The organism is Micromonospora sp. DSM 43699, from assembly GCF_055517075.1.
Genome location: NZ_JBTMMT010000002.1, coordinates 154,039 through 179,174, shown reverse-complemented (window position 1 = coordinate 179,174; position 25,136 = coordinate 154,039). Strand labels below are relative to the sequence as shown.

Annotated in this window: 26 protein-coding genes; 20 read left to right on the top strand and 6 right to left on the bottom strand. The window is 71.7% G+C overall.

Features of this window, described 5'->3' with window-relative positions; translation table 11 throughout:
• Positions 1-29 precede the first annotated feature (29 nt).
• The 11 genes from AC0AIB_RS02210 to AC0AIB_RS02160 all read left to right on the top strand — a co-directional run bounded on the left by AC0AIB_RS02210 (position 30) and on the right by AC0AIB_RS02160 (position 11,488).
• Entirely contained in the window at positions 30-401 is a 372-nt protein-coding gene (locus AC0AIB_RS02210; protein ID WP_328341891.1) for a DUF485 domain-containing protein, read from the top strand.
• The gene (locus tag AC0AIB_RS02205) at positions 379-2,052 is read left to right on the top strand and encodes a solute symporter family protein (RefSeq protein ID WP_328341889.1); all 1,674 of its coding nucleotides are present in this window, start codon (positions 379-381) and stop codon (positions 2,050-2,052) included. Before AC0AIB_RS02210 ends, AC0AIB_RS02205 begins: the two co-directional genes overlap by 23 nt.
• Before the next feature lie 171 nt (positions 2,053-2,223).
• On the top strand, positions 2,224-3,201 hold the full coding sequence (locus AC0AIB_RS02200; protein ID WP_328341887.1) for an NAD-dependent epimerase/dehydratase family protein: 978 nt from the start codon (positions 2,224-2,226) through the stop codon (positions 3,199-3,201).
• A gap of 77 nt (positions 3,202-3,278) precedes the next feature.
• Positions 3,279-4,502 carry an LCP family protein gene (locus AC0AIB_RS02195; protein WP_328341885.1) on the top strand — a complete coding sequence of 408 codons (1,224 nt, stop codon included), beginning with the start codon at positions 3,279-3,281 and terminating at the stop codon, positions 4,500-4,502.
• 260 nt (positions 4,503-4,762) lie between these two features.
• Positions 4,763-5,971 (top strand): LCP family protein, encoded by a 1,209-nt coding sequence (locus tag AC0AIB_RS02190; protein ID WP_328341883.1) that lies wholly within the window; start codon positions 4,763-4,765, stop codon positions 5,969-5,971.
• 197 nt (positions 5,972-6,168) lie between these two features.
• Positions 6,169-7,110, top strand: a complete 942-nt coding sequence (locus AC0AIB_RS02185; protein ID WP_328341881.1) for an LCP family protein — start codon at positions 6,169-6,171, stop codon at positions 7,108-7,110.
• 101 nt (positions 7,111-7,211) lie between these two features.
• Positions 7,212-7,547 (top strand): rhodanese-like domain-containing protein, encoded by a 336-nt coding sequence (locus AC0AIB_RS02180; RefSeq protein WP_328341880.1) that lies wholly within the window; start codon positions 7,212-7,214, stop codon positions 7,545-7,547.
• A gap of 10 nt (positions 7,548-7,557) precedes the next feature.
• Positions 7,558-8,349, top strand: coding sequence for a glycerophosphodiester phosphodiesterase (locus tag AC0AIB_RS02175; RefSeq protein WP_328341879.1), 792 nt, complete (start codon positions 7,558-7,560; stop codon positions 8,347-8,349).
• 116 nt (positions 8,350-8,465) lie between these two features.
• Entirely contained in the window at positions 8,466-9,923 is a 1,458-nt protein-coding gene (locus AC0AIB_RS02170; RefSeq protein WP_328341877.1) for a sensor histidine kinase, read from the top strand.
• 116 nt (positions 9,924-10,039) lie between these two features.
• A complete protein-coding gene (locus AC0AIB_RS02165; protein WP_328348994.1) occupies positions 10,040-10,453 on the top strand; it encodes an ATP-binding protein in 414 nt (137 codons plus the stop codon).
• 153 nt (positions 10,454-10,606) lie between these two features.
• The gene (locus tag AC0AIB_RS02160; RefSeq protein ID WP_465095882.1) at positions 10,607-11,488 is read left to right on the top strand and encodes a DUF5926 family protein; all 882 of its coding nucleotides are present in this window, start codon (positions 10,607-10,609) and stop codon (positions 11,486-11,488) included.
• Positions 11,489-11,508: 20 nt separating this feature from the next.
• On the opposite strand, the gene AC0AIB_RS02155 is transcribed toward AC0AIB_RS02160, so the two are convergent.
• A complete protein-coding gene (locus AC0AIB_RS02155) occupies positions 11,509-12,726 on the bottom strand; it encodes an arginine deiminase (protein WP_328341874.1) in 1,218 nt (405 codons plus the stop codon).
• Positions 12,727-12,890: 164 nt separating this feature from the next.
• Here AC0AIB_RS02155 and AC0AIB_RS02150 point away from each other — a divergent pair, with 164 nt between their 5' ends.
• The 4 genes from AC0AIB_RS02150 to pheA all read left to right on the top strand — a co-directional run bounded on the left by AC0AIB_RS02150 (position 12,891) and on the right by pheA (position 16,059).
• Positions 12,891-13,628, top strand: coding sequence for a hypothetical protein (locus tag AC0AIB_RS02150; protein ID WP_328341872.1), 738 nt, complete (start codon positions 12,891-12,893; stop codon positions 13,626-13,628).
• A 176-nt stretch (positions 13,629-13,804) separates the two neighbouring features.
• On the top strand, positions 13,805-14,263 hold the full coding sequence (locus AC0AIB_RS02145) for a hypothetical protein (RefSeq protein ID WP_328341871.1): 459 nt from the start codon (positions 13,805-13,807) through the stop codon (positions 14,261-14,263).
• Between the two features lie 277 nt (positions 14,264-14,540).
• Positions 14,541-15,092 carry a hypothetical protein gene (locus AC0AIB_RS02140; RefSeq protein ID WP_328341869.1) on the top strand — a complete coding sequence of 184 codons (552 nt, stop codon included), beginning with the start codon at positions 14,541-14,543 and terminating at the stop codon, positions 15,090-15,092.
• Between the two features lie 10 nt (positions 15,093-15,102).
• Positions 15,103-16,059 carry a prephenate dehydratase gene (gene pheA, locus AC0AIB_RS02135; RefSeq protein ID WP_328341867.1) on the top strand — a complete coding sequence of 319 codons (957 nt, stop codon included), beginning with the start codon at positions 15,103-15,105 and terminating at the stop codon, positions 16,057-16,059.
• A 362-nt stretch (positions 16,060-16,421) separates the two neighbouring features.
• Here the strand turns inward: pheA and AC0AIB_RS02130 are convergent, their stop codons facing one another.
• The 3 genes from AC0AIB_RS02130 to AC0AIB_RS02120 form a co-directional block, all read right to left on the bottom strand.
• Positions 16,422-17,144, bottom strand: a complete 723-nt coding sequence (locus AC0AIB_RS02130) for an AIM24 family protein (RefSeq protein ID WP_328341865.1) — start codon at positions 17,142-17,144, stop codon at positions 16,422-16,424.
• A gap of 82 nt (positions 17,145-17,226) precedes the next feature.
• On the bottom strand, positions 17,227-17,571 hold the full coding sequence (locus AC0AIB_RS02125; RefSeq protein ID WP_208565790.1) for a metallopeptidase family protein: 345 nt from the start codon (positions 17,569-17,571) through the stop codon (positions 17,227-17,229).
• 522 nt (positions 17,572-18,093) lie between these two features.
• Complete coding sequence (locus AC0AIB_RS02120; RefSeq protein WP_465095881.1) at positions 18,094-18,525, bottom strand: OsmC family protein; 432 nt, start codon at positions 18,523-18,525, stop codon at positions 18,094-18,096.
• Between the two features lie 216 nt (positions 18,526-18,741).
• Here AC0AIB_RS02120 and AC0AIB_RS02115 point away from each other — a divergent pair, with 216 nt between their 5' ends.
• The 3 genes from AC0AIB_RS02115 to AC0AIB_RS02105 all read left to right on the top strand — a co-directional run bounded on the left by AC0AIB_RS02115 (position 18,742) and on the right by AC0AIB_RS02105 (position 21,260).
• On the top strand, positions 18,742-19,401 hold the full coding sequence (locus AC0AIB_RS02115; protein ID WP_442930598.1) for a hypothetical protein: 660 nt from the start codon (positions 18,742-18,744) through the stop codon (positions 19,399-19,401).
• A gap of 225 nt (positions 19,402-19,626) precedes the next feature.
• On the top strand, positions 19,627-20,448 hold the full coding sequence (locus tag AC0AIB_RS02110; RefSeq protein ID WP_328341862.1) for an HAD family hydrolase: 822 nt from the start codon (positions 19,627-19,629) through the stop codon (positions 20,446-20,448).
• A complete protein-coding gene (locus tag AC0AIB_RS02105) occupies positions 20,448-21,260 on the top strand; it encodes an HAD family hydrolase (RefSeq protein WP_328341860.1) in 813 nt (270 codons plus the stop codon). Before AC0AIB_RS02110 ends, AC0AIB_RS02105 begins: the two co-directional genes overlap by 1 nt.
• 110 nt (positions 21,261-21,370) lie before the next feature.
• Here AC0AIB_RS02105 and AC0AIB_RS02100 read toward each other — a convergent pair whose 3' ends face one another.
• A complete protein-coding gene (locus tag AC0AIB_RS02100) occupies positions 21,371-21,970 on the bottom strand; it encodes a bacterial proteasome activator family protein (protein ID WP_328341858.1) in 600 nt (199 codons plus the stop codon).
• A 150-nt stretch (positions 21,971-22,120) separates the two neighbouring features.
• Here AC0AIB_RS02100 and AC0AIB_RS02095 point away from each other — a divergent pair, with 150 nt between their 5' ends.
• Positions 22,121-22,966: an alpha/beta hydrolase family protein gene (locus tag AC0AIB_RS02095; protein WP_328341857.1), complete on the top strand. Its 846-nt coding sequence runs from the start codon at positions 22,121-22,123 to the stop codon at positions 22,964-22,966.
• A gap of 29 nt (positions 22,967-22,995) precedes the next feature.
• Positions 22,996-24,210 carry an ABC transporter substrate-binding protein gene (locus AC0AIB_RS02090; RefSeq protein WP_328341855.1) on the top strand — a complete coding sequence of 405 codons (1,215 nt, stop codon included), beginning with the start codon at positions 22,996-22,998 and terminating at the stop codon, positions 24,208-24,210.
• Between the two features lie 69 nt (positions 24,211-24,279).
• On the opposite strand, the gene ddaH is transcribed toward AC0AIB_RS02090, so the two are convergent.
• Positions 24,280-25,113: a dimethylargininase gene (gene ddaH, locus AC0AIB_RS02085; RefSeq protein ID WP_465095880.1), complete on the bottom strand. Its 834-nt coding sequence runs from the start codon at positions 25,111-25,113 to the stop codon at positions 24,280-24,282.
• Positions 25,114-25,136: the final 23 nt, after the last annotated feature.

The window sequence follows — 25,136 nt, the reverse complement described above, 5'->3', positions numbered from 1 at the left end:
CAACGCCTGTGAAGGTGGTGATCCACAGAATGTCCACGGACACACCCACGCCCGCCCCGGCCGAGTCGGCGGCGGAGCGTTATCTGGCCGTACAACGGTCGGACGAGTTCGTCGGGTTGCGCCGCGCGCTGCGCAGCTTCGTCTTCCCGATGACCGTCGCGTTCTTCCTGTGGTACGCGCTCTACGTGATCCTCTCCGCCTACGCGCGGGACTTCATGGGCACGAAGCTCTTCGGCAGCAACATCAACGTGGCGCTGGTCTTCGGTCTGCTCCAGTTCGTCTCGACGTTCCTCATCGCCTGGCTCTACTCCCGGTACGCCGACCGGAAGCTCGACCCGGTCGCCGACCGCATCCGCGCCGAGATCGGGGAGGTGACCCATGAATCCGGTCCTCGCGGTTGAGGCGGGTGGCGGCACCGCCCGCAACCTCACCATCACCCTGTTCCTGGTCTTCGTGGCGGTGACCCTGGCCATCACCATCTGGGCCAGCCGGCAGACCAAGACGGCCACCGACTTCTACGCCGGCGGCCGGTCCTTCTCCGGCTTCCAGAACGGCATGGCGATCGGCGGCGACTACATGTCGGCCGCGTCGTTCCTCGGCATCGCCGGCATCATCGCGCTGTACGGCTACGACGGCTTCCTCTACTCCATCGGCTTCCTGGTCGCCTGGCTGGTGGCACTGCTGCTGGTGGCGGAGCTGCTGCGCAACTCGGGCCGGTACACGATGGCCGACGTGCTGGCCTTCCGGATGCGCCAGCGCCCGGTGCGTACGGCGGCGGCGGTCTCCACCATCACCGTGTCGATCTTCTACCTGCTGGCCCAGATGGTAGGCGCGGGCGCCCTGGTCGCGCTGCTGCTCGGGATCAAGCCGGGCACGACCTTCCTCGGCATGGACGCCGACACCGCCAAGATCGCCACCATCATCATGGTCGGTGCCCTCATGATCATCTACGTGACCGTGGGTGGCATGAAGGGCACCACGTACGTCCAGATCGTCAAGGCGTTCCTGCTGATGACCGGCGCGCTGGTGATGACCGTGCTGGTGCTGGCGAAGTACAACTTCAACCTCTCGGCGCTGCTGGGTGACGCCGCCGCCACGTCGGGCAAGGGCAACGCGTTCCTCGAACCCGGGCTCCGCTACGGCGTCGAGGTGGCCGGCAACTCGACCCAGACCTTCTACAACAAGATGGACCTGCTGTCGCTTGGTATCGCCCTGGTGCTCGGCACGGCCGGCCTGCCGCACATCCTGATCCGCTTCTACACCGTGCCGACCGCCAAGGCGGCCCGCAAGAGCGTGCTCTGGGCGATCGGCATCATCGGCACCTTCTACCTGCTGACCCTCGCCCTCGGCTTCGGTGCGGCGGCGCTGGTCGGCGGCAAGGCGATCGTCGCGCAGGACAAGGCCGGCAACACCGCCGCGCCGCAGCTCGCCGAGGAGTTGGGCAAGACCTTCCTCGGCGGTGACCTGGGCGGGGCGACCCTGTTGGCGATCATCGCGGCGGTGGCCTTCGCGACCATCCTGGCGGTGGTCGCCGGGTTGACCCTGGCGTCGTCGTCCAGCCTGGCGCACGACTTCTATGCCAACGTGGTCAAGAAGGGGCAGACCTCCGAACGGCAGGAGGTCCGGGTGGCCCGGATCTCGGCCCTGGTCATCGGCGCGGTCTCGATCGCCCTGTCGATCTACGCGCAGAGCCTGAACGTGGCCTTCCTGGTGGCGCTGGCGTTCGCGGTGGCCGCCTCGGGCAACCTGCCGGCGATCCTCTACAGCCTGTTCTGGAAGCGGTTCAACACCTCGGGCGCGGTCTGGGCCATCTACGGCGGTCTGCTCTCCGCCGTGTTCCTGGTGTTCTTCTCGCCTGTCGTCTCCGGCGCGCCGACCTCGATGTTCCCGGAGCACGACTGGCAGTGGTTCCCGCTGTCGAACCCGGGCCTGCTGTCCATCCCGTTCGGCTTCCTCTGCGGCTGGATCGGCACGATCATCTCCAAGGAGCACGACGAGGACAAGTACGCCGAGCTGGAGGTGCGTGCCCTCACCGGCGCGGGAGCGCACTGACCGACCGGCACCACGAGGCCCCCGCCGCGACGCCCGCGGCGGGGGCCTCCGCCGTGCACCGGGTCCGTCGGGGTCGACCGGCCACAGCGACAGGGACGGGCAGCGTACGGGACACCGGGATCTTCCAGGTCCAAAGAGTGTGCGGGTGCCGTGCTGGGTAGGCTGACCGCCATGAAGGTTGCCCAGCGGTTCGGAAACGGTCACCGCGTCCTCGTCACCGGCGGCGCCGGGTTCGTGCCGTCGCACCTGGTGGACGCCCTGATCGACCGCGGGTGCACGGTGGTCGCGCTTGACAACTTCGTCACCGGTTCCAAGGACAACGTCGCGCACCTGGCGGACGACCCCCGTTTCACCCTGGTCGAGGCGGACATCTCCGAGGGCCTGCCCACCCACCACCCGGCCCTGACCCAGCGGTTCGACGCGATCCTGCACATGGCGTCCCCGGCCAGCCCGACCGACTTCGAGAAGTTGCCGGTGGAGATCCTGCGGGTCGGTTCGGTGGGCACCCTGCACCTGCTCGACCGCGCGGTCGCCGACGGCGCCCGGTTCCTGATGGCCTCCACCTCCGAGGCGTACGGGGATCCGAAGGAACACCCGCAACGGGAGACGTACTGGGGCAACGTCAACCCGATCGGGGTGCGCAGCGTCTACGACGAGGCGAAGCGCTTCTCCGAGGCGGCCACCATGGCCTACCACCGCAGTCGGGGGCTGGACGCGGCGATCGTCCGGATCTTCAACACGTACGGCCCACGGATGCGCCCGGACGACGGCCGGGCCATCCCGACCTTCATCTCCCAGGCGCTGCGCGGCGAGCCGATCACCGTGCACGGCACGGGTGGACAGACCCGGTCGATCTGTTATGTCGACGACCTGGTGCGGGGAATCCTGCTGCTGCTCGACTCGACGGAGACCGGCCCGATCAACTGCGGCACCGAGCACGAGCTGACCATGCGGCAACTCGCCGAGACCATCGCGTCACTCTCCGGCAGCCAGTCACAGGTGACCTACGTCACTCGCAGCTCGGACGACCCGGAGATGCGCCGCCCCGACCTCACCCTGGCCCGGGACCTGCTGGGATACCAGGCGGCGGTCTCGCCCGAGGAGGGCCTCCGGCGCACCATCGACCATTTCCGCGACCGGTTAGGGTAGCTCCCCCGCGCCACGCGGGACGGCCGGCGGGCTTCGCGTTCCGCCGACGCTCGACCGGCCTACGTACGCTGAAACGCATGTCAGCGACCTCGTCAGCCGGCGCCTCGCTCCCGTACCTGCACCGCGGCGCGGGCCGTGCCCCGGTGCCCGGTGCCGACCGGGGCACCACCGGGCGCTCCCGCCAGTCCGACGCGCAGTGGTACCCGTCGTACCAGGAGGGCCAGCCCCGCTCCGGCGGACCGGGCGGCCCAGGCACCCCCGCCGGGCCAGGCGGGCCGGGGAACTACGGCAGGCGCGGGCCGCGACCGCGCTGGGGGCGGATCGCCCTGGTGGCCGGCGTGACGGTGCTGGTGGTGGCGCTGCTCGGCGGGATCGGGGCCTTCTTCTACACCCGCAGCCTCGACAAGGACCTGGCCCGCACCGACCCGTTCTCCGAGATCACCGGCGGTCGGCCCGCCAAGCCGGTCGACGGGGCGCTCAACATCCTGCTGGTGGGCACGGACTCGCGGGACCCGGACGCAGCGGTCGACAAGCCGGGCGAGTGGCGCGCGGACACGCTGATCGTCATGCACATCCCGGCCGACCACCAGTCGGCCTACCTGGTCTCCGTCCCGCGTGACCTGTACGTGCCGATCCCGGAGAGCGCCGGCGCGGACTGCTCCTCCGGCCGGCGGGCGAAGATCAACGCGGCGTTCGCCTTCGGTGGCCTGCCGCTGGCGGTACGCACCGTGGAGTGCTTCACGGACGTCCGGATCGACAACGTGATGGCGATCGACTTCGGCGGCTTCAAGGAGGTCACCGACGCGGTCGGCGGGGTCGACCTGAAGGTGGAGCAGAGCATCACCTCGATCCACAAGCCGTACCGGAAGTTCACCAAGGGCACCATGCACATGGACGGCGCCACGGCGCTGGACTGGATCCGGCAGCGCAAGCAGTTCCCCCAGGGTGACTTCGCCCGGATGCGTCACCAGCAGGAGTTCCTGCGGGCGCTGATGGACAAGGCGGCCAGCACCGGCACGCTTACCAACCCGAAGAAGCTGAACGCGTTCCTCCAGTCGGTGACCGACGCGGCGACCGTGGACAACGGCTTCTCCCTCGGTGACATGGCCATTCAGTTCCGTAATCTGCGCGGCGAGAACCTGACCTTCCTCACCAGCCCGAACACCGGCAGCGACACCATCGACGGGGAGTCGGTGGTGGTCTCCGACCGGGAGAAGGCGCTGGCGATGTACAAGGCGATGTCCGCCGACACGATGGCGGACTGGGTGGCGGCCGACAAGAAGGCGGGCAACGGCAACTGACGGTCCCGCCGGCGCGGGGCGGGCCGTCGCGGCCTGCCCCGATGTGTCGGGCAGATTTCGACAACCGTCATCAGAGGTCGTTTGCCGACCGCTTGATCATCGAACGCCAACGGCCGTCCGGTCTCATCAATTCGTCCGAACGGATGAATTGCGGGGGCAAAGGTCAGGTTTTCTGGGATTTGTGCGTGTGACGACCTCGCCTTGCCGGGAAGCGGTACGTACAGTGGTCCCGCCCCCCGATCACGCGAGCTGGAGCACGCATGCCGGTTCAGACCAGTCCCCGCCCCTCGTCGCTGAGCGCCGACCCCTACCGGGCATCGGCCGCCGTCCCGTCACCGGGTGGTCGCGGCGGTCGGCGCACCGGCACGGTCCGCAAGCGTGCCAAGCGCAAGGACCCGCTCTGGGCGCGGCTGACAGTGGTCTTCGGCGCCGTGCTGATGCTGACCAGTGGCGTCGCGATCGTCGGCAGCAAGGTGCTGATCAGCCAGGCCACCGGCAACATCGCACAGCGCAACCTGCTCGGCGGGGCGGGCAAGACCGAGGCCGAGGGCGGCGCCAACCTGGACGGCCCGATCGACATGCTGCTGCTCGGGGTGGACGCCCGGGAGCGCTGGGCCGCCGACGACGTCCGGTCGGACAGCATCATCGTGCTGCACATCCCGGCCAGCCACGACCAGGCGTACCTGATCTCGATCCCCCGGGACACCGAGGCGCAGATCCCCGCGTTCAAGAAGAGCGGGTTCAAGGGCGGCACCGACAAGATCAACGCGGCGTTCCAGGCCGGCGCACGCAACGGTGGCGGCTGGGAGGGCGGCGCCCAGCTGATGGCCCAGACCATCAAGAACATGACCGGGGTCAGCTTCGACGGCGCCGCGATCATCAACTTCGGCGGTTTCAAGAACGTCATCGACACCCTCGGCTCGGTGCGCATCTGCGTCAGCCACGAGGTGAAGTCGCACCACATGATGATCGTGGACGGCAAGCAGATGTGGAACGCGGACGCCAAGAAGACCGGCCGGCCGATGACGCCCGTGGTCTACAAGAAGGGCTGCCGGGAGATGAGCGGCCTCCAGGCGCTCGACTACTCGCGGCAGCGCTACGGCCTGCCGAACAGCGACTACGACAGGCAGCAGAACCAGCAGCAGCTGATCAAGGCGATGGCCCGCAAGGCCACCGACAAGGGCATGCTGACCAACCCGGTGAAGGTCAACCAGCTGATCAAGGCGGCCGGTAAGGCGTTCATCCTGGACACCGGCGGCGTGCCGGTCGCGGACCTGGTCTTCACCATGCGCGGGGTCACCGCCAACGAGTTGACCATGCTGCGCACCAACGGCGGCACGTTCAACGGCAACGCCAACAACCGCGAGGCGCTCAGCCCGCAGACCCTGGACATGTTCCAGGCGATCAAGGAAGACAAGCTCGGCGAATTCGTCTACGCCAACCCGAGCGTGCTGTCCACCCGCAAGTGACCCGCCGGAAATAGCGGGGAACCGGCCCGGAGCCCCACCGTCCCGCCCTAGCCTGATGTGAGAGACATTCACGTTACGGCCACGGGGAGGACGTCACGGCCAGGTCAGCGCGATCCGACCGGGGGCGGGGCAGACCGTCCCCCGCCCGGCGTACGGCCCGCGGGTCGCGGGTCCTGCTCGGCGTCGGCCTGACCCTGGTGCTGCTCGCCGGGCTGGCCGTGGTCGGGGTGCGGATGCTCACCCAGCGCTACGACCGGACGGTCAGCCGGGAACAACTGCTCGCCCCGGACGCCCGACAGGCCCGCACCGAGCTGGACGACGGCCTGAACTACCTGATCGTCGGCTCCGACCGACGAGCCGGCGCGCAGGGGCCGGACCAGCGATCGGACACCATCCTGATCGTGCACGTCCCACCCGGCCTGCGACAGGCGTACCTGATTTCCGTTCCCCGCGACCTGCTGGTCGCGATCCCACCCGACGGCATCGGCTACGGCGGGGGGCAAGACAAGATCAACGCTGCGTACGAGCACGGCGGCGGCGGCGAGGGCGGCACCCGACTGCTCTCGGCCACCCTCACCCAGCTCACCGGCATCCGCTTCGACGGCGCGGCACTCGTCGACTTCGCCGGTTTCCGGCAGGTCATCGACCTGTTGGGCGGCATCCGGATGTGCGTCGACACCGAGGTCCGGTCGATCCACACCGGGGCCCTCTTCCCGGTCGGCTGCCAGCAGATGGACGGCGCGAAGGCGCTGGACTACGCCCGGCAGCGCTACGGCCTCCCGGGTGGCGACTACGACAGGCAACGACACCAGCAGCAGATGCTGCGGGCGATGATGGACCGGGCCGCCCAGGCCCACCTGCGCAGCGACCCGGTGCAACTGGACCGGGTGCTGCGGGCGGTAGGCGGTTCGCTCACCGTCGACACCAACGGCGTGCCCCTGGACGACCTGGTGTTCGCGTTGCGCGCGCTGCCCGCCGACGCGTTGCACGGGGTGCAGTTGCCCTCGTACCCGCAGACCATCGACGGCATCTCGTACGTGGTGCTCGACCACGGTGGCGGCGGGCTCTTCGACGCCGTCCGCACCGACCGGCTGCCCGACTGGGCGCAGGCCAACCCACGCTGGGTCAACCGGCTGTGACCCGGCAGCCGGCCGCCGGCACCCGATCACCGGCAGCCCGGGGCCGCCACGCCGACCGTCGAGGTGCCGTTCCCGGCACCGAGGATCTAGGCTTGGTGACCGTGTTCGGATCCCAGGTTCCCAGCGTCCCCGTGACCGCGATCGACGACGACACCTACCTGCTCGACGTCCGTGAGGACGACGAGTGGGCGGCGGGCCACGCGCCCGGCGCCCACCACGTACCGATGATGGAGCTGCCGGCCCGGCTCGCCGAGGTGCCCACCGACCGCGACGTCGCGGTGATCTGCCGCTCCGGCGGGCGCTCCGCGCAGGTGGTCGGTTACCTGCTCGGCAACGGCTGGGAGCAGGTGCGCAACGCCGACGGTGGGATGCGGCAGTGGGTGGCCGTCGGCAAACCGGTGGTCACCGGGGACGGGCAACCCGGCCAGGTCATCTGAGCGTCGGAGGATGGGCGATCCACTTGTCTTCGCGCACCGTGGCGCGTCGGCCGACCTCCCCGAACACACCCTGGCGGCCTACCTGCGGGCCCTCGACGAGGGCGCCGACGGGCTGGAGTGCGACGTCCGGCTGACCCGCGACGGGCACCTGGTCTGCGTACACGATCGGCGGTTGAACCGGACCAGCAACGGCCACGGTCTGGTCAGCGCCCGCACCCTGGCCGAGTTGGAGACGCTGGACTTCGGCTCCTGGCACCCCGGGTGCCCGCCGGCCGACGGCGACGAGGCGCTTGACGACACGCGCACCCGGCTGCTCACCCTGGACCGGCTGCTGGCCGCCGTCCGGGCCGCCGGCCGCCCGGTCCGGCTGCTGGTGGAGACCAAACACCCGTCCCGCTACCGGGGGGACGTCGAGCGCCGGCTGGTCACCCTGCTGCGACGGCACGGGCTGGCCGAGCCGGCCCCCGACGATCCGGTCCAGGTCACCGTGATGTCCTTCTCCCCGCTGGCGGTCCGCCGGGTCCGCGAGCTGGCCCCGGCGCTGCCGACGGTGCTGCTGCTGGAGGTGTTGCCCCGCTGGCTGCGGCTCGACCGGCTGCCGTTCGGGGCCCGGATCGCCGGGCCGGGCATCGGGCTGGTCCGGGCCCGCCCGGAACTGGTGCCCGCACTCCGGGCCGCCGGCCACCAGGTGTACGTCTGGACGGTCAACGAGCCGACCGACCTGGACCTGGTCCTCGACGCCGGGGTGGACGGGGTGATCACCGACCGGCCGGCGCACACCCTGGCCCGGCTCGGTCGATGACGTCCGCCTCCCACCTGCCCCGGGCCGACGCCGACCGTTCGGGCCGGCACCGGGTGCCGGACCGGCCCGACTCCCCGGGGGTGCCCGAAGGCCGTCGCACGGGGCACACTCGGGGCATGCCGGAGCGCACCGATCTCGCCACCCTCATCGCCGACCACGGCGCGGTGATCGAGATGATCAATGCGGGTGAGGCCGGGCTGCCGGTGCTCACCGCGCTGCTGCGGGCGGCCCGGCCCGCGCTCGGCGCGGCCTGCGTGGCCTTCGTCGAGTTCGCCCCGACCGGCGGACGGGTGATCGCCGCCAGCGGCAACGCCGAGTGGACCATCGGCCGTCCGCTGCCCGCCTCCGACCCGGCCACCGTCTGCCTGCTCACCGGCCCCCGGGTCCGGCAGACCCGGCTGGACCGTCTCGACGGCCCGCTCGCTGGGGAACTGGCCGAGCGCGGTCTGCGCCGCATGATCGTCGCCCGCGCCGAACTCAACGGGCTCACCGTCGGCAGCCTGCACGCCCTCTATCCCGACGACGAGGAGTCCGAGGACCGGATCCAGCACGCCACCATCGGTTACTTCGCCTCCTGCATCGCCCACATGTACGGCGACCAGAGCGGCCTGCCGGTGCACGGCGACGGCCCGGTCGTCGCGGCGCTCGCCGACGGCCTGGCCGTGGTGGACCGGGACGGCCGGGTCCGGCTGTGGAACCCGGCGGCCGTCGAGGTCACCGGCCGCACCGCCGCCGAGGCGATGAACCGACCGCTGCCGTTCCCGCTCCCGGCGGCCGGCCAGGTGCTCGACCACCAACTGCCGGGCGGGCAGTGGCTACGGATCACCTCCGGCGAGCTGGTCGGTCCGGGCACGCTCCGGGTGGTCACCTTCCGCGACATCACCGACCAGCAACGCCGCGACTCCGACCGGGACCTGTTCGTCGCGGTCACCAGCCACGAGCTGCGTACCCCGGTCACCGTCATCAAGGGGTACGCGGACACCCTCACCGACCACTGGGAGTCGCTGACCGACCACGATCGACGGCAGGCGGCCCGGGTGATCGGTCAGCGGGCCAACGAACTGGCCCGACTGGTCGACCGGCTGCTCACCTCGGCCACCGACGTACGCCCCAGCGACGAGCCGGCCGTCCCGTTCGACCTCGGTGAGGCGCTCCGCGCCGCGGTGCTTGACCTCCCCGGCGACCTGCGTCGTCGGCTGCTCCTGCACGTCCCGGTCGACCTGCCCAAGACACTCGGGGACCGGCACCGGCTGACCACCGTGCTGACCGAGCTGTGCACCAACGCGGGGAAGTGGTCGCCGACGGACTCCCCCATCGAGGTGATCGCGACGGCCGACGGGCAGACGGTGTCGTTCCGGGTGGCCGACCGGGGGATGGGAATCCGGCCGGAGCACGTGGAACGCGCCTTCGACCGGTTCTGGCAGGGCGAGTCCGGGGACCGTCGGGGTTATCCGGGTGCCGGGCTCGGCCTCTATCTCGTCCGTCGGATCGTTGAACAGCAGAATGGATGGGTATCCCTACGTCCACGGGACGGGGGCGGTACGGTCGCAGAGGTGCGGCTGCCGCGGGGATGATCCCGCACCGGCGGGCCGGAGACGAGCCGGCACCGGTGGGCCGGGGCGCACCGCCGCACCGGCGGGCACGGGAAGGAGCCGGGGTGTCGACGGGACGAGTCGATCGTTCGTGGTGCGTGGTGGTTCCCCACCATGTCACCGGAGCGCGGCTGGCCCGGCACCGGCTCGCCGACGAACTGGCCGACCTGGTGCCCCCGACGCTCCTCGCGGACCTGGTGGCCGTCCTGGCCGAACTGGTCGGCAACGCGGTCCGGCACGCCGACCCGCTGCCCGGCGGGGTGGTCCGGGTCGCCTGGCGGCTACGGCCGACCCGGACCGGGCCGGTGCTGTCGGTCCGGGTGACCGACGGCGGCGCCGAGGCCGGGCCCCTGATGCGGGCCGCCGGAACAGACGCCGTCGACGGCCGGGGCCTGCACATCGTCGCCGGGCTGGCCAGCTGTTGGGGGGTCGACCGCGACGGCCTGGGGCAGAGCGTCTGGGCCGAGTTCCACCCGGCCGACTGCCGGCCTGGCCTGGTTCCCACCGGCTGACGCGGGGTCGGGCCAGATCCGGGTCGGCCGACGCAGCGGGGCGACGCAGCGGGTGACCCGGCGCCTCGGTGCGGCGCAGCGTGGCGGCCGAGCCGGCGCAGCGTGGCGGGTCCTGCCCCCGCCGTCGCCCGGCGGGCTCTAGGCTGTCTCGCCGTGAGCAAGCGTCGAAAGAACCAGCGCGTCGAGGCCGCTCCCCGCCGGGAGAAGATCCGGGACGTCTTCGTCCCCCGTCCGTTCGAAGGGTTGGCCGACGAACCGGAGTGGATCGCCCTGCGCGAACTCGTGCCGGCCGCCTCCGCGCCGCTGCGGCTCACCCCCGGGCTGGTCGAGGAGCACGGTGACCGTCCGGTCACCCTGGCCACCGTGCTGCCGATGGCCGCCCCGGCGATGACCAAGCCGGACGGCCGGGTGTTCATCGGTCTCCAGCGGCACCAGCAGTCCGGCGACGTCTCCCGGGACCTGGCCGAGGCGCTGCTCTGCGCCCTGCGTACCGAGCCGGGCGGGCAGGTGACGGTGCCGCCACTGCCGGGCCCCGGCCCCCGGCTCCAGGACATCCTGGTGGACGGCCCGCTGGACATCACGATGCACGAGGGCTTCGAGTTCTGGCTCGATCCCGGTGCGGCAGACGACCCGACCGTGCAGGCGTCCCTGGAGCGGGCGAACGCGGCGATCTACCCGACCGTGAAGCTGGCCGCCGCCCGGGCCGCCTACTGGTGCCGGGTGCCGGAGAAGGCGCACGTGCGCTGGGTGCTCGGCGACGACGAGGATGCCGCGCTGGACACGCTCTCCCGGCTCTCCGCCGCCGGTGCCCTCACCCTGAGCGAGGGTACGAAGTTCGCCGGCATGTTCCGGGCACACGGCCGGCTGGCGCCGGTCTGGGACCTGCCGGAGGACGTCCCGGCCGCCGAGTGGGAGGAGCCGGTCACCGCGTTCGCCAAGCGGTACGCCGACGCGCTGGCCGAGAAGGAGCCGCTGGACGCCGCCGGCCGCCGGGCCCGCCAGGGTCTGCTCGGCCGCCAGCTCACCCTCCGCTGAGCCCACCCGCCCGGGGCGGCTCAGGCGGCGGTCGGGTGCAGTGGTTCGCGGACCAGTGGACAGGACATGCAGCGGGGGCCGCCCCGGCCGGAGCCCAGCTCCGAACCGGCGATCGGGATGACCTCGATGCCGGCGCGTTCCAGCTGGGCGTTGGTCTCCACGTTGCGTTCGTAGCCGACGCAGAGCCGGGGGGCCAGGGCGAGGGTGTTGTTGCCGTCGTCCCACTGCTCGCGTTCGGCGGTCACCGGGTCCAGGCCGGTGTCGATCACCCGGAGCTGGTCGAGGTCCATCGCGTCGGCAGCCGCGCGCAGGAACGGCGCGGGGCCGTCCACCCGGGGCTCGCCGTCCGGTCCGACGATCACCGTGTACGCCGACAGCGTGCTGGCCACGTTGGGGTACATCAGCACCGCGTCGACGTCGACCATGGTGCAGACGGTGTCGAGGTGCATGGTGGCCCGTTCCTGGGCGATCGGCACCACCAGCATGGTGTGCGCCAGGCCGGCGGCGAAGACCTGCCGGGCCAGCCGTTCGGCGCCGGCCGGGGTGGTCCGCTCGCCCACCCCGACGGCGAGCACCCCGGGGGCGAGCAGCAGCACGTCGCCGCCCTCCAGGTGTTCCAGGCCGGGATGGTAGACGGCCCGGGTGCCGACGAATCTCGGGTGGTAGCGGTAGATCGCGTCGGTGAGTGTGGTCTCCCGGCGGCGGGCCGGCATGGCGAGGCTGGTGACCCCGACCCGGTCGCCGATCCACAGTGACGAGTCCCGGGTGAAGAGCAGGTTGGGCAGCGGGTCGATGACGAAGTCGTGCCGGTCCATCAGCGTCCAGACCAGACCACCGGGGCGCTCGGCGCTGATCCGTACCTCCTCGTGGGCGAGGCCGGCGGTGAGCACGTCGGCGAGGGCGGCAGGGTCGAGGTAGGCGAGGTGGTCGGCGACCCGACGGCGCAGGGTGTCGCCCAGTCGGGGCGAGCTGAGCACCTGCTCGGTGAGCTCGGCGCGGGCCTCTGCGACGGCGAGGGTCTCGGCGAGCAGGGTGGCCAGGTAGAGCACCTCCACGCCCCGGTCGCGCAGCTCGGCGGCGAAGGCATCGTGCTCCTCCTGGGCCCGGCCCACCCATGGGATAGCGTCGAAAAGCAACGAGTCGTTGTTGCGGGGGGTGAGGCGGGCCAGTTCCGGACCCGGCCGGTGCAACAGCACCGTGCCGAGTCGACCGACCTCGCTGTCCACGTAGTGGGTCACCCCCGCAGCGTAGGACAGTGCTGATCGATGTTCAGCGGAAGAACTGCGGATGAATATGGCATTCATCCGCACTCATTCCGGCGCTCCAACTTGCCGTACCCCCACAGTGGCGACGTAGGGTAGTGAGAACATAACTTTCGAGAGACCTTTTGCCGGAGGTCGCGATGACTGTCTTTCCCGCTCGTCGAGCCGTACCCACCCGGGCACTGCCGCCCGTGGCGGTGCCGCAGCCCCGTCCCGACGGGTCCGCGGCACTGGACCCGGCTCGTCCGACCCCGCTGGAGTGGGCGCGTCGACGTCGAGCCGAGCGGGGTGCCCGTCGGCTGGAGGCCGCCGGGGCGCGGGCGCTCGGTCAGCTCGACCACCTGGGCCCCGCCTGGCACGTGATCGAGTGGCCCCGCACCGACGTCTCGGACATGCTGCGCGACCACGGCCAGGACGAACGCGCCGGGTTCCTCGCCATCGGCCCCAGCGGGCTCTTCGCGGTCAGCATCGTCGACCACGGCCGGGCCCGGGTGCTGGTCGCCGGGGACGTGGTGCAGATCAACGGCAAGCGCCCGCCGTACGTGACCGAGGCCCGGCGGGACGCCAAGCGGGCGAGCAAGGCGCTTACCGGGGCGGTCGGGCTGCCGATCCCGGTGACACCGGTGCTGACCTTCGTCGGCTCCGGCGTCATCAGCGTCTACGGCCTGCCCAAGGACTGCATGATGGCGACCCACCGGGAGCTGGACCGGCTCCTCGTCGCCGGTGGCAACCGGATCAGCCCGGCCACCGCCGAGAAGCTGTCCCGGGTCGCCCAGGCACCACAGACCTGGCACAACGGCACCTACCGTCCCGCCGGCGACTACCGGTGGTACGACGAGGGCCGAACGGCCGCTGACAAGCCGGCGGGTCGCCGGTAACGTCACCGACGACGCCCCGCGGCACCGGTTTTCCGCGACATCCCGGTCCGCGCCGTCGCCGGCCGCCCACCAGGGCACCCGATCCATCCACCGGCGGCTGGTGACTCCAGCGCGGTCGGCGACCGTCACGAAGACCGGCTAGCGTGGACAGACCGTCGGTGTACCTAGGAGGCACGGTGGCCCACGTCGAACTCTCGCTCTCGGACGTGTTCGTGCCGGCGGCACGGACGCCGACAGAGCCGGGGTGCGACAACGTCGGGAAGTGGTCGGCCACCGTCTCGCGCGCCGAGGAGCCCTGCCTCCTGATCGACGCCGACACCCAGGTGGTGGCCATCTCCGCCGCCGGTTGCGAACTGCTCTGCCTCGGCGCCCCCGAGGCCGTGGTCGGGCTGCCGCTGCTCGAAGGAGGCCTGCGGCTGCTCGACTTCACCGCAGCCCGGCACGAGTTGCCCGAGCAGGAGACCGACAAGATCCCCCCGCTGCTGGCCCTGCACTCCGGGCGACTCGCCCGGGGTCTGCTGAGGGTGCAGCCCGCCGGTGACGACAGCACCTACGCGACAGTCGACGCCATCTCCACGCCGGTCCTCACCGACGGTTCGGTCGCCGGCTCGCTCACCTTCTTCTCCGCGATCTGACCGTCCTACCCGGCCGTCCGTCCGGCTCCGCCCTTCGACCGCCGGACAGCGCCGCGTCGGCCGTCCGCCCGAGCAAGGCTCCCTCGACCGGCGTTCAGCGCCCTCTCGGCCTGTTCCGACGGCAGCGTCGGTGTCGCGCCGGCCTTCACCGTGCGGGCCGATCCTCCTACGATGGGCTCACCCCCACCGGCCACCGCGACCGGCCCTCTCCAGCCGATCCGTAACGGCCGGTGCCCGTCCCGACGCCCCCGCGCGCGACTCCCCCGAGGACCGGCCCGTGCCGCCTGACCCCGTATCGCGTCCCCCGTACCGACGGCCGGTCACCGCCCTACTCACGGTGGCCCTGCTCGCCGTGCTGCCGTCCACCGGCTGCGCCGCCCCGCCGGAACGCGGTGTGGCGGTCCCCGTCGCCCCGCCGACGCCGACCGTGACCACGCCGCCGACCACGTCGCCCACCATCCTGCCGGTGACACCCACCCTGCCACCGACCTCCGCCCCGCCCACCCCCACCGTCGCGGCGGTCGCCGTGGCCTGCGCCGGCCGCCCCTCCGCCGACCGGGTGATCGGGCTGCTCCGCAGTGACGTGCTGCCCCGGAACGTGTCGGTGCGGGCCGTCGAGGGGCCGCTCTGCGCCGACGGCTGGCAGTACACCGTGTTGGCGGTCAGTGGGCACGAGGAGCTCCAGGCGGTGAGCCGGGGGGAACCGGACGCGCTGCGGCTGGTCACGGCCGGTACGGACGTCTGCTCGATCGAGGTGAAGGCCGTTGCGCCGCCCGCCATCCGGACGTTGGCCTGCGACGCCGGGACCGGGGTGCCACCGGGTGCGTAGGCTGGTCGACATGCCCGGAACACCACCGACCCGATACGTCTTCTTGGGCCCCGAGGGCACCTTCGCCGAACAGGCGTTGCGTACCGTCCCGGCCGCCGAGCACGGCAGTCGTACGCCCGCCCGCAGCGTCGGCGAGGCGCTGGAGAGCGTACGGGCCGGTGAGGCGGACGCGGCGCTGGTGCCGATGGAGAACTCGATCGGCGGCGCGGTCGGGGTGACCCTGGACGAGTTGGCAGAGGGGAACCCGCTGGTGATCACCAGGGAGGTGATCCTGCCGGTGGAGTTCGTGCTCGGCGCGCGGCCCGGCACCGATCTCCACCGGGTAAGCAGTGTGGCCGCCCATCCGCAGGCGTCCACCCAGTGCCGCAACTGGCTGCGCGCCCACCTGCCCGACGCCACGGTGATCGACGTGCTCTCCAACGGTGCAGCGGCGGCCGGCGCGGCGAACGGCGAGTACGACGCGGCGATCTGCGCCCCGATCGGGGCGGCCCGGCACCGGTTGACGCTGCTCGCCGACAAGATCGCCGATCACCCGGACGCGGTGACCCGCTTCGCACTGCTGTCCCGCCCCGGCCCGCCCCCGCCGCCCACCGGTGACGACGTCACCTCGCTGGTCGTCTACATCGCCCACGACCGGGTGGGCGCCCTGCTGTCGGTGCTGATGGAGTTGGCCGTCCGGGGGGTCAACCTGACCCGGATCGAGTCCCGCCCCACCGGTGAGGCGCTCGGCCGGTACGTCTTCTTCCTCGACTGCACCGGTCACGTCGCGGACGCCCGGCTCGGCGAGGCGTTGCAGGGGTTGCGTCGGGTCTGCGCCGAGGTGCGCTTCCTCGGGTCGTACCCCCGGCACCGGTGGACCGACGCGGCGGGTGATCGGCCGGTCCCGGCACCAGCCGGCCTGTCGGACACCGACTACACCGACGCGGCGGCCTGGCTGGCCCGGCTGCGCTCCGGTGAGCTGAACTGACTGCCCTATCCCGGTATCCGCCACGGCAGCGGCAGCGAGCCTGAACCGCACCCACGAATCCCACGGAGTCCGGGCCGACCCGACCCGGTCACGCCGCCAGCGCCGTCCGACGAGGCCCGAACCGCCCCGCCCACCCCCGACCCGAATCGGCCAGACCGAGCCGAATCGGCCAGACAGAGCCGAATCGGCTAAGACCGAGCCGAATCGGCCAAGACCGAGCCGGCACGGCCAAGAACGGTGCCGGCCCCGGCCGAGGCCGAACGGAGCCGAACCGGCCTGGGTCGGCCGACGACTCCACGATCGGCCGGCGACGAGTCGGGGTGCGGGGCGGCCCCAGCCGGGACCGCCCCCCACCGCCGAGGTCAGCTGAGCAGGCCGCCGAGCAGGCCGCCCTGTTGCTGCTGCTGAGTGCCGCTGCCCTGGACCGGCGGCTCCTCCGACGGCTGGACCACGACGAAGCCCTGGCCGGCGAAGCTCATGGTGAACGCCTCACCGGTGCTGCGGCCGAGCAGGGTGCCCAGGCCGAGCTGCTCCGCCCGGTGGTAGCCGGTCTGGAGGTTGGCCGACCAGCAGACGGCGGCCTGCGGGTCGACATAGGTGGGCGCGTCGACGTTGAGCACGACCGGGGTGCCCTTGGTGGTGATGGCGATCCGCCCGTGCCCGCTGAACACGCAGTTGAACAGGCCGGACGAGGCCATCCCCGCGCCGCCGACCATCTTGATGTCGTACGACAGGGACGAGTCGAAGGCCAGCACGCTCGACCCGTTGATCGACAGGGCGTCGCCCGGCTCCAGGTCGATGATGTGCACGTCCTTGGCCAGCTCGGCGAGGAAGACGTCCCCGTGGCCGCTGAGCTTCATCAGCGGCACTCCCTCGCCGGTGAGCCGCTGCTTGATGAACTTGCCGATGCCGCCCGAGCCGAGCGCCTGGAACTGCACCTGCCCCTGGTAGGCGACCATCGACCCGACCCGGGCCATCGCCTCACCGTTGAGTTCGATCTTCAACATCTTGGAGTTCTGCAGCCGCATGCCGGGCTGGGCGGACTCCTTCTCCAGGTTTTCTGCCGAGAACAGCGCGCTGCGCATGGGGGTCTTCCTCCTGATCGGGGATGTGCTCGCCCCACGGTAGGCAGCCCCCGCAACCGGCCGCATCGGCCGAGCGGCGCGCTCAGCCCCAGCCCAACGCGTGCAACCGCTCGTCGTCGATTCCGAAATGATGGGCGATCTCGTGCACCACGGTCACCGCCACCTCGTCGACCACGTCGTCCTCGGTGGCGCAGATGTGCAGGATCGGCCGGCGGTAGATGAAGATCCGATCCGGCAGTACGCCCGAGTAGCTCCAACCGCGTTCGGTAAGCGCATGCCCCTCGTAGAGGCCGAGCAGGTTCTCTCCGGCGGGCGGGTCGTCCTCGACCAGGATGACCACGTTGCTCATCAGCCGGAGCAGTTCCTCGGGCACCTCGTCGAGGGCCTCGCCGACCAGTTCCTCGAAACGTTCACGGCTCATCTCCACAGGCACCTCACCGATTGTGCCCGACTCGCCGCCCCCGCCCACTCCCTACGCCGACCGGCCGCCCCCACCGGCACCAACATCATGCTCGATCCTGGTTGTCAACACCGTTGCGTTAACGCCGTGGGTGGCTGGTCAACCCGGGACAGGAAGTGCCCGATCGGGGAGCGGGGTGGGCCCGCTTGGCGATCATGGAGTGGTGGTGCCGACTTTGGGGGTTTACGGGCGTTCTGTCACCCACCACAACTCCATGATCGGCGAGGCGGCGGTGGTTGACGAGCAGCCGTTCCACCTAACGCAACGGTGTTGTCCTGGTTGTAGTGGCCTCGAATCGCTCGGATGCCACTACAACCAGGATCGAGCACGATCATGCAGGCCGACGCGGACCCGATTCGCCCCGTTGGGACGACCGGGCGGGGGGACGACCGGGCGGTCGCCCGGACACGGGAGCGACCGGGGGGCCGCTGCCCGGGGGAAGCCCGCCCGACCTCTGCGAAGGCCGGGCGGGGATCGGGGCCGAAGGGATCAGGAAGCGAGGCGGGCGGTGAGGCTGATCTGCGCGCCGGGGGAAAGCAGCCGGGAGATCGGGCAGTTCTCCTTGGCGGCCTCGGCCAGCTTGGTGAACTGGGCCTCGTCCAGGCCCGGGGCCTGGCCGACGGTCTCCAGGTCGATCCGGGTGACGGTCATTCCCGCGTCGGTCTTGTCGAAGTGCACCTTGGCGGTGGTCTCCACCGAGGTGCCGGAGACGCCGGCGTCGGCGAGCTGCTTGGAGAGCGCCATCGAGAAGCAGCCCGCGTGGGCGGCACCGATCAGCTCCTCCGGATTGGTGCCCTCACCTTCCTCGAAGCGCGACTTGAAGGAGTAGTTCCCCTCCAGGCCACCCTTGCCGGTGCGAACGGTCCCGGCGCCCTCGGTGAGGTTGCCCTGCCAACGTGCGGATGCGGTACGGATAGGCATACCCGAACGCTAGCCGAACCCCCACGCCGCTGCCGACCTTCCGTGCGTCACCCGCTCCCGGTCGAGAGCACCCACCGCCGACCTTCCGGGCTCCACGCTCCCGGCCGGGGGCGTACCGCCGTGGGATGATGCGGGTCAGGCCCGCGACGCGGAAGGTGGCCGATGTCCCAGGATCTCCCCATCCCGAGACAGGACGATCGCTCGGATGACAGCTCCATGCTGGAGTGGGGTGCCACCGAACGACCGGCCGGCCGACGGTTCGGCCACTGGCCCGCCGCGCTGCGTCGGGACCGACGGCTACCCCCGGTGCTGGTCCTGCTCGGCGCGGTCGCCGCCACGGCGTCGATGGCCGGGGAGTGGCTGGTGATGACCGTGCCGAACGGCGGCCCGGAGGGCAGCGGCACCATCCGGGTGCCCGGTGGGGTGGCCGAGGTGGGTGGCTTCGGGATCGCGTACCTGGTGGGATTGTTGCTGCTCAGTGTGGCGGTGGCGATGGCCCTGCGCGGGCGCCCGGCCACCCGGCACGACGCCCGGGTGGCCGGTCTGGCCATGGCCGGCGTCCTGCTGGTCCTGCTCGTCGTCACCGCCTTCTCGTTGGACGACTCCGGGCAGCGGGCGCTGTTCTACTCCCCGGAGGACGGGTTCCGGGTGGACTACGGCCGGGGGCTGGTGATGGCCTTCGTCGCCGTCGTACTGGTCGGGGCGGCCCTGCTCACCATCGTCCGCCAACCGGACGATCGGCTGGCGGACGGTGCCGGGGCCGAGACCGGGCCGGTCGGGGTCGATCCCGGTGCGGACGACGATCGACCGGCCGCACCCGCCGACCTGACCGTCACTCCGACGGTCCCGTTCGCCCGCCGCGAGCGCGACGCCTGAGAAGGCAGCGGCCCGACCCGCCGGCTACGCCGCCGACCCGCCGGCCCGATGAACCGACGCCGACCTCGGGACGGGGCGATCGGGCGGCGGTGTGTCGGCCATCGGGCGTTGGCGCCCGATTCGCCGGAAAGCCATGGTGACGACCTGTTCGGCGAGGTACGGTTGCTGCCCGCCGTCACACCGGGTCGGACGACCGGTACGGACGGCGGCGGGCAAGGAGGAACGATGACCCGCCCGGGACTGCCCAAACTCATCGCCACCGACCTCGACGGCACGCTGGTGCGCAGCGACGACACCGTCTCGGCGTACACCCACGGGGTGCTCGACCGGGTGCGGGCCGCCGGCATTCCGGTGGTCGGCGCCACCGGTCGTGGCCCCCGGTTGAAGGAGCTCACCCGCAACGACATCCGGGCCGCCGACTACCTGGTGATGGCGGGTGGCGGTTGCGTGGTCGACCAGAGCGACCCGGCCGGCCCGGTGGTGCTGCGCGACGAGCGGCTGTCCGGCGAGGTGCTGGCCCGGCTGCTGGCCGACCTGGAGGCCGCCGTCGGCCCGCTCACCGTCATGGTGGAGGCGTCCGACGAGCACGACGCGCCGCTCTGGGGCGACTACCACCCGGCCTGGCCGTACCCGGACCGGTTCGAGGCGCGCAGCCGGGCCGAATGTCTCTCCCTCGACGTGGTCAAGGCGTTCGTCCGGACCGCCGACCACCACGTGGACGAGTTGCTGGACACCGCCCGCCGAATCGTCGGGCCGGAGGTGGCCAGTCTCACCCAGGCCGGCCTCGGCTTCGTCGAGATCTGCCCGCCGGGGGTGGACAAGGCCAGCGGCCTGACCGTGGTCGCCGAGCGGCTCGGGGTCGACCCGGCGGACGTGCTGGTCTTCGGGGACATGCCCAACGACCTACCGATGTTCGCCTGGGCCGGCTGGTCCCGGGTGGCCGTGTCGAACGCCCACCCGCTGGTGCGGGCCGCTGCCGACGAGGTGACCCTGCGCAACGACGACGACGGGGTGGCGGTCTACCTGGACCGACTACTCTCCCGGTGATGGGAGAGACACCACGGCTGGTCGCCACCGACATCGACGGCACCCTGCTCGGCGACGAGCGGCGGCTCAGCGCCCGCACCGCTGCCGTGCTGAAGCGGATCGCCGCGGCGGGCACGCCCGTCGTGCTGGTCACCGGCCGCCCGATCCGCTGGCTCCAACTGGTGTACGACCAGCTCTCCGCGCCGCTGCCGGCGATCTGCGCCAACGGCGCGGTGGTGTACGACCCGGACAACGACCAGGTGCTGCGGGCCGACCCGCTCGCCCCGGAACTGCTCGCCGAGGTGGCCCGCCGGCTGCGGGCGGCGGTGCCGGAGGTCAGCCTCGCGGTGGAGATCGTGGACAGCCGGGAGATGCGGCACGAGGCGCACTACCCGCTGCGCTGGGACGCCGACCACGAGGCCATCCGGGCGGTCGAGTCGCCTGAGGAACTGGCTTCGATGCCGGCGGTGAAGTTGCTGGCCCGGGCCGGCGCACAGGACCCGGACGCCTTCGTGCAGGTGGTGGCCGGTGCGCTGGAGGGGCTGGCCGAGGCGACCCACTCGTCGTACAGCGGGCTGGTGGAGATCTCCGCCGCCGGGGTGACCAAGGCGGCCGGGCTGGCCTGGTACGCGGACCGGATCGGCGTACGCCAGTCCGACGTGCTCGCCTTCGGTGACATGCCCAACGACGTGCCCATGCTCACCTGGGCGGGGCGGGCGGTGGCGGTGGCCAACGCGCACCCCGCCGTGCTGGCGATCGCCGACGAGGTGACCGGGGCGAACACCGCCGACGGCGTGGCGGCGTACCTGGAGAAGATCTTCGGGGTGGCCTGAGCCGCCGGGGTGCCACCGCGCGGGGGCACCCCGGCGCGCGCTCGGCGCTCCCGGCGGCGACCCGGCGCACGGCTCAGGGCCGCAGCCGGCTCAAGGCCGACGGCCGGGGATCAGAGGTACTGGCCGGTGTTGTGGCCCTCGCCGCCTGGCTGCTGACCCATGCCGGGCATCCCGGGGATCATCCCGGCCGGGCCACTGGGCAGGGCGGGGCGGCCACCGGAGCGCATCTGCTCCAACTGCACCCGGGCGGCCATCTGCTGGGCCACCAGGGTGGCCTGGATGCCGTGGAAGAGCCCCTCCAGCCAGCCGACCAGCTGGGCGTGGGCGATCCGCAGCTCGCCCTCGCTGGGGGCCTGGTCCTCGGAGAACGGCAGCGAGAGCCGTTCCAGCTCCTCGCGCAGCTCGGGAGCGAGACCGTCCTTCAGCTCGACGATCGACCGTTCGTGGATCTCCCTCATCCGGTGCCGGCTGGCGTCGTCGAGCGGGGCGGCCTTGACCTCCTCCAGCAGCTGTTTGATCATGCTGCCGATCCGCATCACCTTGGCCGGCTGCTCGACCAGGCGGGTCGGGTCCTCGCCGGCCTCGTCGGTCTGCACGGTGCCGACCGGGCGGCCGTCCGGGCCGACCACCACCACGGTGCCCGGGTGCCCGTCCGCGCGGCCCGATTCGTCATCTTGTCCAGTGGAGTGCGCTTCGGTCATGACACCCATCCTTACCCACCCGCTCCGGCCGCACGCGCCCGGACCGGGACCAGCCCCGACCACCGTCGCCGGGCAGCGGGGACGCCGCCGTAAGGTCGCGCGCGGGCCGGTGCCGGCGGGGGACGCCGTCGGGCGGGCTGCCGCGCTACCGTCGCCGGCATGACCACCGACCCGCGTGCCGTGCTCACCCGGCCCGCCCCGCCGCCGGATGTGACAGTCCGCTACGGCGACCGGCCGGAGCAGCTCGTCGACCTGCGCCGGCCGGTCGGGGGCGGTCCGGTCCGCCCGCTGGTCGCGGTGCTGCACGGCGGTTTCTGGCGGGCCGGGTACGACCGCACCCACACCGGCCCGCTCGCCGCCGCGCTGGCCGACCTGGGTTGGCCGGTGGCCCAACTGGAGTACCGGCGCACCGGTCAGCCCGACGGCGGCTGGCCGAACACGCTCACCGACGTCCGGGCCGGGGTGGCGGCGCTGCCCGGGTTGGCGGCGCACGCCCTGCCGGGGCGGGTCGCCTCGGGGCCGCCGGTGCTGCTGGGGCACTCGGCCGGTGGGCAGCTCGCCCTGCACGTGGCGGCGCACGCCCCGCAGGACGTGGCCGGGGTGCTGGCGCTGGCACCTGTCGCCGACCTCGCCGAGGCGTACCGGCTGGATCTGGATTCGGGTGCGGTGGCCGCGCTGCTCGGCGGCGGCCCGGTCGACCACCCGGAGCGGTACGCGGCGGCGGACCCTCGGATTTCGGTACCGACGCGGACACGGACGGTGATTTTGCACGGCACCGAGGACCGCCAGGTGCCTGTCGCTCTGAGCAGGTCATATGCTGCCACCGCACGAGCCGCCGGCGCCCCGGTCACCCTCGTTGAGCTGCCGGAATGCGAGCACTTCGGGTTGATCGACCCGCTCTCGGCGGCCTGGCCACAGGTAAGAGCTGCGTTGCAGTCGCTGCTTGAAGATCAAGATCCATTGACGCAGGGTCGCCCACCAGGTAGAACGCCGGAGGGGCGGTGACGCCCGGCAATGCTCCCGGAAGGATTTCGGTGTCGCAGATGAACCGCAGGCGGGCCCTCCAACTGCTGGCCGCGCTCGGTACGACCGGACTGGCCGCCGCCTGCGGCACGGACGACCCCGAGACGCCGGCCCCGGGCAATCCGATCAAGATCGGGCTGATCAGGCCGGAGAGCGGTGACGGCAAGGCGATCGGCGAGGACATCGAGAACGGCTTCCAGCTCTTCCTGGCGACGAACGGCCAACAGCTCGGTGGGCACCCGGCGACCGTGGTGACCGTCGACGAGGGCGACAACGCCAAGAGCGGGCAGGCCGCCGTCGACCAGTTGCTCGCGCAGAACGTGCTCGCCATGACCGGCGTGGTCAACTCGACGGTGATGTCCGGGATCCGGGACGCGGTGGAGAAGGCCCGGGTGCCGCTGATCGGCTCCAACGCCTCCCCGCCCAGCCTGCAGAGCGTCGTCTACATCTGGCGGACGTCGTACGTGCTGGACGAGCCGGGCCGGGCGCTCGGGTCCTACCTGCGGCGGACGCTGCCCACCGACAGCCGGCTCGCCATCGTCGCGCCGGAGGGCACCGCCAGCCTGGACGTGATCAAGGGCTTCCGCGACGGCTTCGGCGCCGACGACCCCCGGATCATCGGCGAGCCGATCCTCACCACCGCCAGCTCCAATCCGGGCGAGGACGAGTTCGGCGCGCAGATCGACGAGGCGCTCGGCCGCCAGCCGGACGGGATCTTCTGCTTCTACTCCGGCACCGCGGGTGAGCAGTTCATCCGGCAACTGCGGCGGAGCCGCTGGTTCGGTGACATCTACGCGCCCGGTTTCCTGACCGAGGGCAACATCCTCACCGACCTGCGCCCGACCCTGGTCAACGCGGACGACAGCCTCAAGGCCGGCACCATCCAGACCTCGCTGAACTACTCCGCCGACCTGAACAACAACGCCAACCGGATCTTCGCCTCGGCGTACCGCAAGACCTTCAACGTCTCCCCCACCACCTACGCGATGGCCTCGTACGACGCCGCCCAGGTGCTCGACAAGGCGATCCGGCTGGCCGGTGCGGAGCCCAACCCGCAGCAGGTCAACCTGGCGCTGGGCAAGATCGGCCAGATCGACAGTCCGCGTGGGCCGTGGCAGTTCAACCAGCCGCGTACCCCGCAGCAGAAGTGGTACCTGCGCAAGGTGCAGTTCGACGGCCGGCTGCTCTCCAACGTCCTGATCAACGAGATCGCCACGCTCGGCTGAGCCGTACGAAGGGTCGGCCCTTCGTACGGGGCCGGCGTGCGGGTCGGTCGAAGGCGGTACGCGGGTCGGTCAGGGGCGCAGCTCGGCGACGCAGCACTTGACGCTGCCGCCGCCCTTCTTCAGCTCAGCCAGGTCCACCGGCACCGGGGTGTACCCGGCCGCCTTGAGCTTCCCGGCCAGTCGGGCCGCGTCGCTGTTGAGCACCACGTTCGCCCCGTCGCTGACCAGGTTCAGGCCGAAGGCCAGCGCGTCGTCGTCGTCGGCGAGCACGGCATCCGGGAAGAGCTGGGTGAGGACCCGCTGGCTGGCCGCCGAGAAGGCCCCCGGGAAGTACGCGACGTTGCGGTCGTCGATCGAGGCGAGCGCCACGTCCAGGTGGTAGAAGCGCGGGTCGACCAGGCGGAGCGACACCACCGGGCGACCCAGCGCCTCCTGTGCCTCGGCGTGCGCCGGCAGCTCGGTGCGGAAGCCGTGCCCGGCGAGGATCAGCCCACCGTGCGCCTCCGGCAGGTAGGCGAAGTCGCCCTCACCCTCGTTGGTCTCGCTCGGTGCGATGAAGTGCCAGCCCTGCTCCTGGTAGAACGCCCGGTGCGCGACGGCCTCGGCGGCCCGCTGCGCGTGCTTGAACTGCGCGCCGTAGACCGTCCCGTCCACCACGAAGGCGCCGTTGGCCGCGAAGACCATGTCCGGCAGCCCCGCCTGCGGGGTGAGCAGGTGCACCTGGTGGCCGAGACCGACGAGCGTGTCCCGCAGCCGGTCCCACTGCGCGACCGCCAACGCCGTGTCGACGTCGGTGGTGACGTCCATCCACGGGTTGATCGCGTACTCCACCGCGAAGTGCTCCGGGGAGCACATGAGATATGTCCGCTTTCGCGGCAAGCGCTGCTGGTCCACGGTGACCAAGGGTAGGTAGCGTAGAACTTTGG

Coding starts and splice junctions, on each gene's coding strand:
- AC0AIB_RS02150 (WP_328341872.1), top strand. CDS start 12,891: ATGACTGTCTTTCCCGCTCGTCGAGCCGTACCCACCCGGGCACTGCCG.
- AC0AIB_RS02210 (WP_328341891.1), top strand. CDS start 30: ATGTCCACGGACACACCCACGCCCGCCCCGGCCGAGTCGGCGGCGGAG.
- AC0AIB_RS02095 (WP_328341857.1), top strand. CDS start 22,121: ATGACCACCGACCCGCGTGCCGTGCTCACCCGGCCCGCCCCGCCGCCG.
- AC0AIB_RS02170 (WP_328341877.1), top strand. CDS start 8,466: ATGCCGGAGCGCACCGATCTCGCCACCCTCATCGCCGACCACGGCGCG.
- AC0AIB_RS02200 (WP_328341887.1), top strand. CDS start 2,224: ATGAAGGTTGCCCAGCGGTTCGGAAACGGTCACCGCGTCCTCGTCACC.
- pheA (WP_328341867.1), top strand. CDS start 15,103: ATGCCCGGAACACCACCGACCCGATACGTCTTCTTGGGCCCCGAGGGC.
- AC0AIB_RS02115 (WP_442930598.1), top strand. CDS start 18,742: ATGCTGGAGTGGGGTGCCACCGAACGACCGGCCGGCCGACGGTTCGGC.
- AC0AIB_RS02195 (WP_328341885.1), top strand. CDS start 3,279: ATGTCAGCGACCTCGTCAGCCGGCGCCTCGCTCCCGTACCTGCACCGC.
- AC0AIB_RS02105 (WP_328341860.1), top strand. CDS start 20,448: ATGGGAGAGACACCACGGCTGGTCGCCACCGACATCGACGGCACCCTG.
- AC0AIB_RS02205 (WP_328341889.1), top strand. CDS start 379: ATGAATCCGGTCCTCGCGGTTGAGGCGGGTGGCGGCACCGCCCGCAAC.
- AC0AIB_RS02110 (WP_328341862.1), top strand. CDS start 19,627: ATGACCCGCCCGGGACTGCCCAAACTCATCGCCACCGACCTCGACGGC.
- AC0AIB_RS02190 (WP_328341883.1), top strand. CDS start 4,763: ATGCCGGTTCAGACCAGTCCCCGCCCCTCGTCGCTGAGCGCCGACCCC.
- AC0AIB_RS02175 (WP_328341879.1), top strand. CDS start 7,558: ATGGGCGATCCACTTGTCTTCGCGCACCGTGGCGCGTCGGCCGACCTC.
- AC0AIB_RS02120 (WP_465095881.1), bottom strand. CDS start 18,525: ATGCCTATCCGTACCGCATCCGCACGTTGGCAGGGCAACCTCACCGAG.
- AC0AIB_RS02130 (WP_328341865.1), bottom strand. CDS start 17,144: ATGCGCAGCGCGCTGTTCTCGGCAGAAAACCTGGAGAAGGAGTCCGCC.
- AC0AIB_RS02100 (WP_328341858.1), bottom strand. CDS start 21,970: ATGGGTGTCATGACCGAAGCGCACTCCACTGGACAAGATGACGAATCG.